Origin of the sequence: Pseudomonas sp. GL-RE-26 (genome assembly GCF_019956275.1) — a bacterium.
Classification (GTDB): domain Bacteria; phylum Pseudomonadota; class Gammaproteobacteria; order Pseudomonadales; family Pseudomonadaceae; genus Aquipseudomonas; species Aquipseudomonas grandcourensis.
Genome location: NZ_JAHBDI010000011.1, coordinates 1 through 12,998, shown reverse-complemented (window position 1 = coordinate 12,998; position 12,998 = coordinate 1). Strand labels below are relative to the sequence as shown.

Below are 12,998 nucleotides of genomic sequence, written 5' to 3'. Positions count from 1 at the left end.
AATAATTCTTCCTTGGAGAGTCTTTCCGCAAGACTATCCCGCCTGACTGGAGCTCGCTATGCGCATGTTGATACTGACAGGAGGCCTGCTGATGCTGGCCGGCTGTGCTTTTTTCGGACTACCCCGCCCTGATCCTGCGCAAGCCTGGATCGACCTGGACTCGAAGCAAGAAGATACGAAGCTGCAGGCACTGGAGGTCGATGACAAGGCCACCGACGATAAACGCTATTTCCAGGTCCAGCCCGGTAGCCATGAGCTGACGGTCCGCTACCAATTCACGGTCCAGCCCACCAACATCGGCCCCGACGCCGAGCCGTTGTGGCGCGATTGCCAACTGAGCGTGAAATTCAACGACTTCAACGCGGGCGAGCGTTATCAGCTGCAGGCGGGGAACATCGGCTTTCGGCCTTGGGCGAAACTCTACGATCAACAGCGAAAAGTGATTGGCCAAGGCACGCCTGCGGGCTGTCAACACTCCTGATCGGCGTTATGCTGAATGCATAACCCCTTGGGACATTCATCATGCGCAGGTTGATGCTGTTGCTGGCTGCCAGCGTTGTCGCTGGCTGTCAGAGCCCGATGCCGACGGCTAATCCAAAGATGGCCTGGGTCGATTTTTCCACGCCCTTCCCTAACGACAAATTGCTGATGGCCGAGCGTCTGGATAAACAACGCTTGGCCGACGGGCGTTATTTTGAGGTTATGCCCGGCAGCCATGAACTGATCGTCCGCTTCGACTTCGAAGTACCTGGTGGCGGGGGCTTGAACATGATGGGCGGCCCTTCTGAACGCATATGTTACTTGACCATCAACTTCGATCATTTCGAAGCCGGCCAACGTTATGTGCTTGAAGGCCGCTCGATTGCCTTCATTCCTGAAGCCAGGCTATACAACGCCAAGCGGGAGATCGTTGCAGAAGATCGGGAGTCTTACTGCTTGATGTGAGGTGTCAGCGGTCGTTCTTCTGGTAGATGATTTTCCTGGTGCCGTTTTCGCACGAGCCAACGACCATGTTCTGGTCGTGTACCTCGTCGTTGGTGACGATTTCAAGCGTGTAGGAAGTGACGCCGCTGGCCTGAATCTTGGCTTCGATCTCGGCCTTGAGTTCTTCGCAGGGTTTCGGTGCCGCCAAGGCCGAAGTGGCCAGTGCGCAACAGATAACCGCCAAGGCAAAACGTTTCATGGTTGAAGCTCCTTTGAGGCAGCACGCACAATCGTGGGTTTTCGCTGCTGTCATTTATTCGACCACAGTTTTAGCTGGCAAGTCTGTCGCGACACAAAAAAGATCGTAGTCTTGAGCACCTTTTACCGAATGATCCCGGCAGATTGCGCAAGGCTGCGATCTTTTGTTCTCAACGAAAATCTAGCCGACCAACGTTGCCTCCAGGCTGATCTTCGCATTCAGCACTTTGGACACCGGACAGCCCTCTTTGGCCTTGTTGCTGAGTTATTCGAACTGCGCCTTCGTGGTTTTCGCTTGCCAGGGTTGTGAGGATAGACGGCGGGGCAAAGTTCATCTCGTCAGATCAGTCTGCTTTTTTCACGGGATTTTTTACCCGGCTATTGAAACTCGGGTATATGCCCTCATTGCATGAACACGCTTTTGGATTCGGCAGGTTTGCGTTCGCAAGAACAAACCTGCGCCCTCAATTGGAGAAGCAGGTTTATGAAACGACTGTCCGATATCAAGTTCTCGACCCTCGATCTGGTGCCAGTGCGCGAGAACGGCAGCGCGGCCCAGTCGCTACGCAACTCGCTTGACCTGGCGCAGCACGTCGAGAAGTTCGGTTACAACCGCTTCTGGGTGGCTGAGCACCACAACATGGATGGCATCGCCAGTTCCGCGACTTCGGTGCTGCTCGGTTATCTGGCCGGTGGTACGTCGACCATTCGAGTCGGTTCGGGCGGGGTGATGTTGCCCAACCACGCACCGTTGGTGATCGCCGAGCAGTTCGGCACCCTGGAAAGCCTTTATCCGGGCCGGATCGATCTGGGACTGGGGCGTGCCCCTGGTTCCGACCAGATGACCGCACGCGCGCTGCGCCGCGAACGCTCCGGCAGCGCCGACGACTTCCCGGAAGATGTGGCGGAACTGGTGCGCTACCTCGGGCCACGTACCCCGGACCAACGCATCATCGCCATGCCGGGAACCGGGACTAATGTGCCGGTTTGGTTATTGGGATCGAGCCTGTTCAGTGCGCAATTGGCCGGTGAGCGCGGCCTGCCCTACGCCTTCGCCTCGCATTTCGCACCGCGCTACATGCATGAAGCGATTCGGGTCTACCGCAATCACTTCAAGCCGTCAGCCGTTTTGGACAAGCCCTACGTGATGCTCGGCGTGCCATTGGTGGCAGCCGATACTGACGAGCAGGCCGATTACCTGGCGACTTCGGTGTTCCAGCGGATTCTCGCCCTGATGCGTGGCCAAAGCCTGGTACAGCGTCCGCCGGTGAAGACCATGGACGGCCTGTGGCTGCCCCATGAGAAAGATGCCGTGCACGATTTCCTTGGATTGGCCATGATCGGCAGCCCGCAGAAAATCCGCGCCAAACTCGAGGTCCTGATCGAACAGACCCAGGCCGACGAGCTGATTTTCACCTGTGACCTGTACGAACATGCCGATCGCGTGCATTCCTACGAGCTGCTGGCGCAGGTCATGCGGGGCTGATGCTCAAACGACAGGCATGAAAAAGCCGGCGCCACGGCGTCGGCTTTTTCATTCGGGCGAGTATCTGTCTACTTTTTATAGACGATCACTTTGGCGCCCTCTTCGCATTTGCCAACAACTTTCCCGCCGGCAGCGGCACCTTTGTCGACAATCTCCAGCGAATAACCGGAAACGCCCTTGGCATCAAGTTTCGCTGCAATTTCGGCTTTCAGCTCTTCGCATGGTTTGCCGCCCGCCAATGCGCTCCCCGCAAGGCTCAACAAAGCTACTGCCAACATAAACTTCTTCATCGGTTGCATTCCCTGGTCGGATCATAGGGGTAACCAGCCGTCAGCCGGACGCACTCATGGAGTGCTTTGCCATTCCCTATGGCATTCGACCGGCGTGCAAGTTCAGAAGACTAGCCCAAAGTCAGCTGCTGGCAATCCGGAATCCGACTTTCAAGGTCACCTGAAAGTGTGCTGCCTTGCCGTCCCTGATGTGCCCACGGGTCTCGGTCACTTCAAACCATTCCATGTACTTGATGCTTTTGCTGGCTTCGGCCAGCGCGTTATTGATCGCATCTTCGATACTGCTGGTGGACGAGCCGATCAGCTCGACTTTCTTGTAGGTGTGATGGTCAGACATGGCGTTCTCCTCGGCGTGTGAATTACAGACTAGCAGTGATTTTTCCTATTTCTTCTGTTGGCCGTTCCGAGTGTGAAGTTCAGATTTTCTGCACTTTCTCGAACCCATGAAGTCCCAACCAACACACGCCACTCATCACCGATGCAGGAGAGCCACCATGGCCAACACCTCGTTACGCAAAGCCTCATTGCAAAGCATGGAAGCCGAGATCGAGAGTCTGCTCAAGTCTTTGGAAAGCCTGAAGGACGACGCCTCGGACGAGTCGCGTAAAACCCTCAAGACCCTGAAAAGCAACGCCGAGAATGCCTTGAAGCACTCGCGCCATCTGCTTGCCGATGCTTATGAAGAGGTCAAGGTCAAAACCCGCGAAACCGGGATTGCCACCCGGGACTACGCCCAGGACCACCCCTGGACAACAGCTGGTGTCGCCGTGGGCGCATTGGGCCTGCTGGCCGCTTATCTGTTGTGCAAGCGTGATTAATCCGCTCGACGCAGTTCGTTCTTGAGCCACTGCGCCAGCTGCCGGGCGCGCCCGTCCGCGGCGCGCTTGGGTAGCCACAACGCCAGTTGCGCCGGGGTTTCACTGAAGCCCCAAGGCGCAACCAGGCGGCCGGCCTTCAAGTCCTCCGTCACCAAGGGTTCGGGGGCAATCGCCACGCCCAGACCTGCGACAGCGGCTTCCAGCAAGTAATACAAATGTTCAAATCCCTGACCGTACTTCAGCGCCCTGGGGTCGAGCCCGCGTGGTTGCGCCCAGTTCGGCCAGGCTTGCGGGCGTGAGGTGGTGTGCAGCAAGGGTTCGTTCAGCAGCGCGGTTTCCGGCGCTTGCTTGAGCCGTTCATAGCCGACGAACCTAGGGCTCATGACCGGGCCGATACGTTCGCTGGCGAGTTCAAAAACCTGCATGTCCGCCGGCCAGGGTGGCTCGGCAAATACCAGCAAGGCATCGAGCCCCGGTCTTCGCGGATCCAGATCGCCTTCTCCGGCCGACAGGTGCAGGCGCAAGTCCGGCAGGTCGGCATTGAGTCGCCCCAGTCGCGGGATAAACCAGCGCGCCAGCAGGCTTCCCGAGCAACCGAGCACGAATGGCGCATCGGCTGTGCTTTGTGTGAGTTCGGCGCATACGCTGCGCAGACGCTCGAAGGCTTCGCTGCTGGCGTCACGCAGGCGCAACCCGGCATCTGTGAGTTTCAGGCCGCGACCGTCCTTGATGAACAGGCTTACGCCGAGGTGTTCTTCAAGCACCTTGAGCTGCCGGCTGACCGCGCCGTGGGTGACGTGCAGCTGTTCGGCCGCCTGACTGACGCTGTTCAGGCGGGCAGTGGCTTCGAAGGCGCGAAGCGCGTTCAGCGGAGGAAGGTCATGGCTCATTGGATCTGTGAGTTTTCCTGACAGGTTGTGGCGATCTTATCGGTTTTCAGGCCGGGGCGTCAGGGGTAGAGTGAAGCCCACTATCTCTTTATGCATCACTTCACGCATTCAACTGGAGCGCCCCATGACCCAGACTAATCTGCGCAACGGCCCTGATGCCAACGGCCTGTTTGGCGCGTTCGGCGGCCGCTACGTTGCCGAAACCCTGATGCCGTTGATCCTCGACCTGGCCCGTGAATATGAGTTGGCCAAGGAAGATCCTGCATTCAAGGAGGAACTGGCCTACTTCCAGCGTGACTATGTCGGACGTCCAAGCCCACTGTACTTCGCCGAGCGTCTGACCGAGTTCTGCGGCGGCGCGAAGATCTACCTCAAGCGTGAAGAGCTGAACCACACCGGCGCGCACAAGATCAACAACTGCATCGGCCAGATCCTGCTGGCGCGGCGTATGGGCAAGAAGCGCATCATCGCCGAGACCGGCGCTGGCATGCACGGTGTGGCCACTGCCACCGTCGCTGCGCGTTTCGGTCTGGATTGCGTGATTTACATGGGCACCACTGACATCGAGCGTCAGCAGGCCAACGTGTTCCGCATGAAGCTGCTGGGCGCCGAAGTGATCCCGGTGGTAGCCGGTACCGGCACGCTGAAAGACGCGATGAACGAAGCCCTGCGTGACTGGGTGACCAACGTCGACAGCACCTTCTATCTGATCGGCACCGTGGCCGGTCCACATCCTTATCCGGCGATGGTTCGCGACTTCCAGGCCGTGATCGGCAAGGAAACCCGCGAGCAGTTGCAAGCCCAGGAAGGTCGCCTGCCAGACAGCCTGGTGGCGTGCATCGGTGGTGGTTCCAACGCCATGGGCCTGTTCCACCCGTTCCTCGACGACAAGAGTGTCGAGATCATCGGCGTTGAAGCCGCCGGTTACGGCATCGAGACCGGCAAGCATGCGGCCAGCCTGAACGGCGGCGTACCCGGTGTATTGCACGGCAACCGCACCTTCCTGCTACAGGACGACGATGGCCAGATCATCGACGCCCACTCGATCTCCGCTGGCCTGGACTACCCGGGCATCGGCCCGGAACACGCATGGTTGCATGACATCGGCCGTGTTCAGTACACCTCGGTGACCGACGACGAAGCCCTCGCTGCATTCCACCAGTGCTGCCGCCTGGAAGGGATCATTCCTGCCCTGGAAAGCGCCCATGCCTTGGCTGAAGTATTCAAGCGCGCACCGACCCTGCCAAAGGATCACCTGATGGTGGTCAACCTGTCCGGCCGTGGCGACAAAGACATGCAGACCGTGATGCACCACATGGAACAATCGAAGCAGGAGAAACACTGATGAGCCGCCTGCAAACGCGTTTTGCCGAACTCAAGGAACAAAACCGTGCCGCCCTGGTGACCTTCGTGACCGCCGGCGACCCGGGCTATGACACCTCTCTGGCAATCCTCAAGGGCTTGCCTGCGGCTGGCGCCGATGTGATCGAGCTGGGCATGCCCTTCACCGATCCGATGGCTGACGGCCCGGCCATCCAGCTCGCCAACATCCGTGCGTTGGGTGCCAAGCAGAATCTGGCGAAAACCCTGCAAATGGTTCGCGAGTTCCGCCAGGACAACAACGAAACGCCGCTGGTGCTGATGGGTTACTTCAACCCGATTCACATGTACGGCGTACCGCGCTTCATCGCCGAAGCCAAGGAGGCCGGCGTTGACGGTCTGATCGTGGTCGACCTGCCGCCTGAGCATAACGGCGAGCTGTGCGACCCGGCGCAGGCCGCGGGCCTGGACTTCATTCGCCTGACCACGCCAACCACCGACGATGTGCGCTTGCCGACCGTACTTAACGGCAGCTCCGGCTTCGTCTACTACGTCTCGGTGGCCGGTGTGACCGGCGCCGGCGCCGCCACGCTGGAACACGTCGAGGAAGCGGTCGCCCGTCTGCGCCGCCATACCGACCTGCCGATCAGCATCGGTTTCGGTATCCGGACTCCGGAGCAGGCAGCGTCCATCGCGCGTCTGGCCGACGGTGTAGTGGTGGGCTCGGCGTTGATCGATCACATCGCCAATGCCACCTCCCCGGAACAAGCCGTGGATGGCGTGCTGAGCCTGTGCTCGGCATTGGCCGAAGGCGTGCGTAAGGCCCGCGTCAGCTGAAGGTAAAGCTCCGATTCAGAGACTAAACAGCAAAAAGGGCTTCAGGACTGCGTTCTGAAGCCCTTTTTGCTGCGTGACTAAACGCTGTCAACCTTGTGGGAGCGGTATCAAGGCAACTCTATCCCGCCCGATGCCTTGTGCAGTTTGCGCAGGTGTTCACCAATCTGCTTCACGTTGGCCTCGTTGGCGGCCATTTCGGCGGCGCGGCCCGGTTCAAGCAGCGCTCTCACTTCCTTGTCCAGGTCCCCGGACAGCGCCAGGAGCTGCTTCTGGCGCTGACTGGTTTCCGCTTCCAGATGCTCCCACTCGCTTGGTTGCGGCAAGCCATAACCGTTGGTGCCCAGCAGTTCCGCCGGCCGGCTGAGGAAGCCACTGTTGGCGAGAATGTCCTTGAGCGTTTCGTTGGCCTTGTCCATGCCGCCATTCTTCAGCTCTCGGGCGCCCAGATAGCGCTGCTTCACTTCATCCTGGGCCAACAGCAACTGCTGACGGAAGCTGGCCTGTTCCAATAGCAACAACGCCGCGCTGGTGCGCAAGTCAGCCTGCTCGAACCATTGCCGACGTTCCGCGGCTTTCAAGTCGAGCCAGTCTTCGACGGTTTTCTGCTTGATCGGCAAGTGCTTTTTCAGGATTTCGAACATCGCCTGATAGCGCTCGCGGAAGGAGTCGAAACGATAACCCAGGCGCAAGGCTTCTCGTTGATCGTCCAGCACGCTGGTGTCCGCCAGTCCGCGGCCCTTCAGTACTTCCAGCAAACCGTTGGGCATGATGTTGTCGAGCCCCACCAATTGCGGGTTATTGGTGCCGCCACGCAGTAATTTCAGCTCTTCCACCGCGCAGTTGTTCGACAGGAAGAAGTAGTTGCCGTCGTAGCTCCAGTGCATCTCGGCGGCACGTCCGACCACGTCTTCAATCTCAGTGCGTGACAGGTTCAGGGGCACAGAGGCCAGGCTGCGCAGTTCGGTCTTGGTGTATTCGTCGATGACCTGGGACAGCGGCAGGATAAACAGCCGTGACGGGTATTTACCCACCAGGCCATCCCAGCTCGACAGCTGTACGTCGCCGACGAAGGCGCGGTACGACAGCACCAGATGCTGGTCCAGATCCAATCGGCAATCCGGTCCGCGTGGTCGGCCCGGCGCACAGATCACCAGGCGCAACATGCTGTGGCCCCAGCGGCTGAACAGATTCTGGTTGGCCTCGGCCAGCAGATAGTCAACGGCATAGACCCGCTCCGGATCGACCTGGCCCAAAGGTGTCTTGGCGAAGTCGTTGCCGGCATTGAGGAACGCGAAGGTCTTGCTGCAGGTGTCTTTGGCTGCAGGCGCCCAGCCGAAATGTTCCTTGTAGTAGCTGTACAGCGCGGGACGGCGGCAGGCGTAGCTCGGGTCGAGGAGGAAATACTCCATGTTGACCGCGACGAACTCCTTCGGACTGCTGGTCTCGTAGATGTCCGGGCTGCGAGCAATCTGGCGATTGTGCTGTTCGCGCTCACCGCGACGGCCTACGTATTGCTGCCAGCCGGCGAGGTCGAGCAGACGCGGATCGTCACTGAGGGTAAAACGCCGATCGGACTGACCCCGGCATTGGTCGGGAATGCCAACCAGCCCTGAGCTGTTGTTGCGCTGGGTGCAGCGCTGAATCAGCTTGCGTTCGGCATCCGGCCACAGGCGTGAGCGATCGTAGATGTGAGTCAACTCGTGCAACACCGTGGCCAGCATTTCCCGGCGCACGGTGCCGTGGGGGCGATGGGTCTTCTTGGTCGCGGCGCTGCCATCGGTGAGACCGGCCAGCAGGTTGCGGTTCAGATCGAGTTCGGACACCAGTGACGCCTGACCGTAGGCATTTCTCGGCATGTCATCGGTCCAGCCGACGTCGATGCGTCGATCGAGTTGCTCGATAAAGCGTGGCGGCAGTGCCTGCATGGCTTCATCGAGCAACGCCTGGCTGGCTTGCTGTTGCGCGGGAGTCAGACCTTCGGTCTTGAGCTGTAATTGAAGGCCTGCGTGGGCCGTGTTGCCGAGCAGCAACAGGGCCCAGGCCAGCAGCCAGGCGCCTGGACGCTTCACAGTGCGAGGATGGCTTCGGCGAGATCCTGGTCACTGGCGTCACGAGCTTCCGGCACGCGGGTGCGCAGCAAATCGAAGGCGGATTCCAAGTGAGCGCCACGAATGTCGCCATTGCTGGCAACGAAACTGGCGGCGTCGTCCTGGGCTTCGCGCACGATTTTCGAATCGCGAATGGACGTGGTGGTGTCGGAGGTGAAATCGAGTGTGCGCTGGGTAGCACGGATCAGCATATTACTGGTGGCAACCAGAGTATGTGCCTGGGCCACATCGGCCAACAACAGTAGGCCTAAGGTGGCAGCAATCAGCGGGTTACGCATGGAACGACTCCAGAAAAACAGGGTTAACTATTGGACGAGAATTGCCTGTGCCAGTTCAAGGTCGCTGGCATGAAGTTTTGCCTGGGTTCGGCGCAGATACCGCAGGGCCGACTCCAGTCGTGCGCCTCTCAGTTGGCCGTCGCTGGCAATGAATGCCGCGGCGTCGTCATGGGCAGCGAGCAGCAGTTTATGGTCGAAGGGGGCGGAGGTCACCAAACTTGTGGCGTAACCACTGGCGACGATGCCCTGGGTGGACAGGTTGAAGGCGTCATAAGCGTGGGCCGATCCGCAGTAACCAAGAGTAAGAAAGACTGGAACGATCAAGAAACTTGAAGGGAAATGCATGAGACTCGACAGTTGAATGTGAGTCCCCAGCCTAGCGCAAGGCCCGGTCTAGAGCCAGCGCCGAAACATCGGGGCACGTTAGGCATGCCCCATGTCCATACAGTCGCTTAGATCGTCAGGATCGCCTGCGCCAGTTGTGCGTCGGTTGCGTTCAGCTGTGGCGCCTGGCGGTGGATGTGGTCGATGGCGCTTTCCAGCTTCACGCCGCGGATGGAACCTTCGCTGGCGACGAAGCTGGCAGCGTCGTCACGGGCCGCGAGGACGATCTTGTCATCTTTGAACGACGACGAGACGACATCGGTGGTCGCATCGGATGTGGCTTTGAGCGCGTTGACTACAGCGTCAGTGGTCACGATGAAGCTGGTTGCGCTGGCATTGGCTGCCACGGTAAACAGGGCTGCAGCGCTGAGCAGACGGAGACGGGACATGGGTAACTCCTTTGGGTAAACCAATTGAAAAATGGCGCAGTATCTGCAAAGTCAGACGCCAAGCGCTTGGCGCTCGCCACGTTCTGGCTTGATATTAGGCCTGAGTGTGTCAGTTCGAACAGCCCGTCATGCAAACTGACCGTCAGCGCCAGAACGGTTTATCTAATTCATTGATGCGCTCAGCGTGGCTGATGCCAAGATCCGATAGCTGACGATCATCGAGTTGAGCCAGTAAGCGTCGTGTTCTTGCCCTTTCCAGACTAGTGAGGAGTCCTGATAGCAGAGCTCTAACCCGGTGCAAGTAAGGTCTTGATCGAACTGATGGGGTGGAAACATCCTGTAAAGAATTCATGGCGCGGTCCCTGTCCTGATAAGTGGAGGGCTCCATGCTGACACCGGTCGAATATCCGCTACAGACACACCGCGACGATATTGTACTCGTCCAGTTTGAGGTTTTTGCAAGCTGTACTGGTGTTCGTAGCTCCCTACTGTAAAAGCGGATTTGACAGGTCAAAACGACAAAGCCCGTCGTGGTTTCCCACGACGGGCTTTGTTTGTTCAATTCGGGTTGCTGGCGGTGGACCTTAAGGTCAGAGCCAGCGACGCTAACTTAGCGCCAGAACGGCTTGCTCAGCTCTTCGTAGCGTTGTGCTTCGCTAATCCCGGCGTCAGCCAGCAGACGCGAATCCAGACGAGCCAGTTGATGGCGGCTGGTGATGCGGCGCTGCCACAGCATCAGGTTGGCAAAAACGCGCAGAGGCAGGGAAGCCTGGGTTTTTGCAGCAGTGTCTTCGAAGAACAGTTCGGAACTGAGTGTACGTTCCATGGTTGACATCCTTCCGCTTATGGCGGGATTAGGTAGTGGTTTAACTGGTGCCCATGATCCTCTCGTTTGCCTAGTCTCTGTAGATACAGTTCATCTGTATTGTGAGAGCTCAGTTAACTGTTTATAGGGGGTGTACTGGTCTAAATTGAGGCAACTGTACCTATCAGCACCATTAAGGTGCAAAAATGCTGTTTTGACTCGGTGGAGTAGGAGTTTTCCCTAAGAAATGACCAGTACAGTAGTACAGTTTTTTTCATATTGCGAAGAGGCAAGAGCAAACTGACGAAACTGTGTTTGCGCCAGCTGCTATCTGTACCAATTACTTCTTCAGCATTTGCCCGGTTTCTTCCAGGTTGATGTGCCAGCTCAGGGCGTCACGCAGGATGTGCGGGGTGTGCCCACCGATGGCGCACGCGGCGGTGAAGTAATCATTCAGCGCCTGGCGGTAATCCGGGTGCACGCACTTGTCGATGATGATCCGGGCGCGCTCCCGGGGCGCGAGGCCGCGCAAGTCTGCCAGGCCCACTTCAGTCACGAGTATGTCGACGTCATGTTCGGTGTGGTCAACATGGCTGACCATCGGCACCACGCTGGAGATCGCACCGCCCTTGGCGATCGACTTGGTCACGAACACGGACAGGTGCGCGTTGCGCGCGAAGTCGCCCGAGCCGCCGATGCCGTTCATCATCCGCGTGCCGCAGACGTGAGTGGAGTTGACGTTGCCGTAGATGTCGAACTCCAGTGCCGTGTTGATGCCGATGATGCCAAGGCGACGCACGACTTCAGGGTGGTTGGAGATCTCCTGTGGGCGCAGGACCAGTTTGTCCTTGTAGCGCTCCAGATTGCCGAACACGTCGGCATTGCGCCGGCTCGACAGGGTGATCGAACTGCCCGAAGCAAAACTCAGCTTGCCCGCATCGATCAGGTCGAAGGTCGAGTCCTGCAGCACCTCGGAATACATCGTCAGGTCTTCGAACGGCGAGTCGATCAGGCCACACATCACCGAGTTGGCGATGGTGCCGATACCGGCTTGTAGCGGGCCGAGCTTGTTGGTCATGCGTCCGGCTGCCACTTCCTGTTTGAAGAAGTCGATCAGGTGGTCGGCAATGGCTTGGGTCTCGGCGTCCGGCGCCAGCACCGTGGAGGGCGAGTCAGCCTGGTTGGTGACCACGATGGCGACGATTTTTTCGGGTGGAATCGGGATGGCGGTGCTGCCAATGCGATCGTCGACCTTGACCAGCGGAATCGGAGTGCGGGTCGGGCGGTAGGTCGGAATATAGATGTCGTGCAGACCTTCGAGATTCGGGTTGTGCGCCATGTTGATCTCGACGATCACGTGCTTGGCGAAAATCGCGAAGCTGGCCGAGTTGCCGACCGAGGTGGTTGGCACGATATGCCCTTGCTCGGTGATCGCTACGGCTTCAATCACGGCGATGTCCGGCAGCTTCAATTGCTGGTTGCGCAATTGCTCCACGGTTTCCGACAAATGCTGGTCGATGAACATGACTTCACCGGCATTGATCGCCTTGCGCAGGGTGCTGTCGACCTGAAACGGCATGCGTCGCGACAGCACACCGGCTTCGGTCAACTGCTTGTCGAGGTCGTTGCCCAGGCTTGCGCCGGTCATCAGGCTGATCTTCAGCGGCGTGACCTTGGCACGCTCGGCCAGCGCCTGAGGGACGGCCTTGGCTTCGCCGGCGCGAGTAAAGCCACTCATGCCGACGGTCATGCCGTCCTCAATCAGAGCGGCAGCGTCGGCGGCGCTCATCACTTTGTCCAACAACGAAGGCAGGCGAATACGGTCACGGTACATGGATTGTTATCTCGGGCAACAGGTAGCAGGACGTGCAGTCTAGTGAATTACGCCGGCTTCTGTCCCGCTACCAAGGTCGCAATCGAGGCGTCTATTCCGGGCCTTTCAAGCAAAACACCGTTACCGGATCGGTAACAAAAGGATAGTTTGTCCGACGATTTGCGCAAACAAAAACGCCCCGACGAGTCGGGGCGTTCTGTGTGCCGCAGAGGGTTAGTCGACGGCTTTGACCATGTCTTCGATGACCTTCTTAGCGTCGCCGAACACCATCATGGTTTTGTCCAGGTAGAACAGTTCGTTGTCCAGACCGGCGTAGCCACTGGCCATCGAGCGCTTGTTGACGATGATGGTCTTGGCCTTGAACGCTTCGAGGATCG

General features: G+C 58.7%; 18 protein-coding genes and 1 pseudogene. 6 read left to right on the top strand and 13 right to left on the bottom strand.

Annotated features, from left to right (window positions below; genetic code table 11):
• Nucleotides 1–58 precede the first annotated feature (58 nt).
• Both KGB07_RS07570 and KGB07_RS07565 read left to right on the top strand, forming a co-directional pair.
• The gene (locus KGB07_RS07570) at nucleotides 59–481 is read left to right on the top strand and encodes a hypothetical protein (protein ID WP_046042659.1); all 423 of its coding nucleotides are present in this window, start codon (nucleotides 59–61) and stop codon (nucleotides 479–481) included.
• 41 nt (nucleotides 482–522) lie between these two features.
• The gene (locus KGB07_RS07565; RefSeq protein WP_046042658.1) at nucleotides 523–945 is read left to right on the top strand and encodes a hypothetical protein; all 423 of its coding nucleotides are present in this window, start codon (nucleotides 523–525) and stop codon (nucleotides 943–945) included.
• Nucleotides 946–949: 4 nt separating this feature from the next.
• On the opposite strand, the gene KGB07_RS07560 is transcribed toward KGB07_RS07565, so the two are convergent.
• Nucleotides 950–1,183 (bottom strand): DUF1161 domain-containing protein, encoded by a 234-nt coding sequence (locus KGB07_RS07560; RefSeq protein ID WP_046042657.1) that lies wholly within the window; start codon nucleotides 1,181–1,183, stop codon nucleotides 950–952.
• Between the two features lie 180 nt (nucleotides 1,184–1,363).
• Nucleotides 1,364–1,447 (bottom strand): annotated as a pseudogene (locus tag KGB07_RS07555) (OsmC family peroxiredoxin); the annotation flags it as partial.
• A 219-nt stretch (nucleotides 1,448–1,666) separates the two neighbouring features.
• Here KGB07_RS07555 and KGB07_RS07550 point away from each other — a divergent pair.
• Nucleotides 1,667–2,668 carry an LLM class flavin-dependent oxidoreductase gene (locus KGB07_RS07550; protein ID WP_008045867.1) on the top strand — a complete coding sequence of 334 codons (1,002 nt, stop codon included), beginning with the start codon at nucleotides 1,667–1,669 and terminating at the stop codon, nucleotides 2,666–2,668.
• Between the two features lie 68 nt (nucleotides 2,669–2,736).
• On the opposite strand, the gene KGB07_RS07545 is transcribed toward KGB07_RS07550, so the two are convergent.
• Together KGB07_RS07545 and KGB07_RS07540 are read right to left on the bottom strand one after the other, a co-directional pair.
• Entirely contained in the window at nucleotides 2,737–2,958 is a 222-nt protein-coding gene (locus KGB07_RS07545; protein WP_046042655.1) for a DUF1161 domain-containing protein, read from the bottom strand.
• Between the two features lie 121 nt (nucleotides 2,959–3,079).
• Nucleotides 3,080–3,295, bottom strand: coding sequence for a dodecin (locus KGB07_RS07540; RefSeq protein WP_008045871.1), 216 nt, complete (start codon nucleotides 3,293–3,295; stop codon nucleotides 3,080–3,082).
• 157 nt (nucleotides 3,296–3,452) lie between these two features.
• On the opposite strand from KGB07_RS07540, the gene KGB07_RS07535 reads away from it, so the two are divergent.
• Nucleotides 3,453–3,776, top strand: a complete 324-nt coding sequence (locus KGB07_RS07535) for a YqjD family protein (RefSeq protein ID WP_046042653.1) — start codon at nucleotides 3,453–3,455, stop codon at nucleotides 3,774–3,776.
• On the opposite strand, the gene KGB07_RS07530 is transcribed toward KGB07_RS07535, so the two are convergent.
• A complete protein-coding gene (locus tag KGB07_RS07530; protein ID WP_046042652.1) occupies nucleotides 3,773–4,666 on the bottom strand; it encodes a LysR family transcriptional regulator in 894 nt (297 codons plus the stop codon). The two genes, KGB07_RS07535 and KGB07_RS07530, sit on opposite strands and share 4 nt — an antisense overlap.
• Before the next feature lie 124 nt (nucleotides 4,667–4,790).
• Here KGB07_RS07530 and trpB point away from each other — a divergent pair, with 124 nt between their 5' ends.
• The gene (gene trpB / locus KGB07_RS07525) at nucleotides 4,791–6,011 is read left to right on the top strand and encodes a tryptophan synthase subunit beta (protein ID WP_008002146.1); all 1,221 of its coding nucleotides are present in this window, start codon (nucleotides 4,791–4,793) and stop codon (nucleotides 6,009–6,011) included.
• A complete protein-coding gene (gene trpA, locus KGB07_RS07520) occupies nucleotides 6,011–6,823 on the top strand; it encodes a tryptophan synthase subunit alpha (RefSeq protein WP_015092933.1) in 813 nt (270 codons plus the stop codon). The genes trpB and trpA overlap by 1 nt, the downstream gene beginning before the upstream one ends.
• 107 nt (nucleotides 6,824–6,930) lie before the next feature.
• On the opposite strand, the gene KGB07_RS07515 is transcribed toward trpA, so the two are convergent.
• From KGB07_RS07515 to KGB07_RS07480, 8 genes are all read right to left on the bottom strand, one after another.
• Nucleotides 6,931–8,892 (bottom strand): DUF4105 domain-containing protein, encoded by a 1,962-nt coding sequence (locus tag KGB07_RS07515; protein WP_223465128.1) that lies wholly within the window; start codon nucleotides 8,890–8,892, stop codon nucleotides 6,931–6,933.
• Entirely contained in the window at nucleotides 8,889–9,209 is a 321-nt protein-coding gene (locus KGB07_RS07510; RefSeq protein WP_008002141.1) for a DUF2388 domain-containing protein, read from the bottom strand. Before KGB07_RS07510 ends, KGB07_RS07515 begins: the two co-directional genes overlap by 4 nt.
• Nucleotides 9,210–9,236: 27 nt before the next feature.
• Entirely contained in the window at nucleotides 9,237–9,554 is a 318-nt protein-coding gene (locus KGB07_RS07505) for a DUF2388 domain-containing protein (protein WP_046042650.1), read from the bottom strand.
• A gap of 107 nt (nucleotides 9,555–9,661) precedes the next feature.
• Nucleotides 9,662–9,982, bottom strand: coding sequence for a DUF2388 domain-containing protein (locus tag KGB07_RS07500; protein ID WP_223465126.1), 321 nt, complete (start codon nucleotides 9,980–9,982; stop codon nucleotides 9,662–9,664).
• Between the two features lie 142 nt (nucleotides 9,983–10,124).
• Nucleotides 10,125–10,334: a DUF1127 domain-containing protein gene (locus KGB07_RS07495; RefSeq protein WP_223465124.1), complete on the bottom strand. Its 210-nt coding sequence runs from the start codon at nucleotides 10,332–10,334 to the stop codon at nucleotides 10,125–10,127.
• Nucleotides 10,335–10,592: 258 nt separating this feature from the next.
• Nucleotides 10,593–10,808: a DUF1127 domain-containing protein gene (locus tag KGB07_RS07490; protein ID WP_223465122.1), complete on the bottom strand. Its 216-nt coding sequence runs from the start codon at nucleotides 10,806–10,808 to the stop codon at nucleotides 10,593–10,595.
• Between the two features lie 319 nt (nucleotides 10,809–11,127).
• Nucleotides 11,128–12,621, bottom strand: a complete 1,494-nt coding sequence (locus KGB07_RS07485) for an acetyl-CoA hydrolase/transferase family protein (protein ID WP_046042648.1) — start codon at nucleotides 12,619–12,621, stop codon at nucleotides 11,128–11,130.
• Nucleotides 12,622–12,834: 213 nt separating this feature from the next.
• Nucleotides 12,835–12,998: NAD(P)(+) transhydrogenase (Re/Si-specific) subunit beta (locus KGB07_RS07480; RefSeq protein ID WP_223465356.1), on the bottom strand; the 164-nt coding region annotated here is incomplete at its 5' end.

Excerpts from the sequence above, each read along its gene's own strand:
- KGB07_RS07570 (WP_046042659.1), top strand. The coding sequence starts at position 59 with ATGCGCATGTTGATACTGACAGGAGGCCTGCTGATGCTGGCCGGCTGT.
- KGB07_RS07565 (WP_046042658.1), top strand. The coding sequence starts at position 523 with ATGCGCAGGTTGATGCTGTTGCTGGCTGCCAGCGTTGTCGCTGGCTGT.
- KGB07_RS07560 (WP_046042657.1), bottom strand. The coding sequence starts at position 1,183 with ATGAAACGTTTTGCCTTGGCGGTTATCTGTTGCGCACTGGCCACTTCG.
- KGB07_RS07550 (WP_008045867.1), top strand. The coding sequence starts at position 1,667 with ATGAAACGACTGTCCGATATCAAGTTCTCGACCCTCGATCTGGTGCCA.
- KGB07_RS07545 (WP_046042655.1), bottom strand. The coding sequence starts at position 2,958 with ATGAAGAAGTTTATGTTGGCAGTAGCTTTGTTGAGCCTTGCGGGGAGC.
- KGB07_RS07540 (WP_008045871.1), bottom strand. The coding sequence starts at position 3,295 with ATGTCTGACCATCACACCTACAAGAAAGTCGAGCTGATCGGCTCGTCC.
- KGB07_RS07535 (WP_046042653.1), top strand. The coding sequence starts at position 3,453 with ATGGCCAACACCTCGTTACGCAAAGCCTCATTGCAAAGCATGGAAGCC.
- KGB07_RS07530 (WP_046042652.1), bottom strand. The coding sequence starts at position 4,666 with ATGAGCCATGACCTTCCTCCGCTGAACGCGCTTCGCGCCTTCGAAGCC.
- trpB (WP_008002146.1), top strand. The coding sequence starts at position 4,791 with ATGACCCAGACTAATCTGCGCAACGGCCCTGATGCCAACGGCCTGTTT.
- trpA (WP_015092933.1), top strand. The coding sequence starts at position 6,011 with ATGAGCCGCCTGCAAACGCGTTTTGCCGAACTCAAGGAACAAAACCGT.
- KGB07_RS07510 (WP_008002141.1), bottom strand. The coding sequence starts at position 9,209 with ATGCGTAACCCGCTGATTGCTGCCACCTTAGGCCTACTGTTGTTGGCC.
- KGB07_RS07505 (WP_046042650.1), bottom strand. The coding sequence starts at position 9,554 with ATGCATTTCCCTTCAAGTTTCTTGATCGTTCCAGTCTTTCTTACTCTT.
- KGB07_RS07500 (WP_223465126.1), bottom strand. The coding sequence starts at position 9,982 with ATGTCCCGTCTCCGTCTGCTCAGCGCTGCAGCCCTGTTTACCGTGGCA.
- KGB07_RS07495 (WP_223465124.1), bottom strand. The coding sequence starts at position 10,334 with ATGAATTCTTTACAGGATGTTTCCACCCCATCAGTTCGATCAAGACCT.
- KGB07_RS07490 (WP_223465122.1), bottom strand. The coding sequence starts at position 10,808 with ATGGAACGTACACTCAGTTCCGAACTGTTCTTCGAAGACACTGCTGCA.
- KGB07_RS07485 (WP_046042648.1), bottom strand. The coding sequence starts at position 12,621 with ATGTACCGTGACCGTATTCGCCTGCCTTCGTTGTTGGACAAAGTGATG.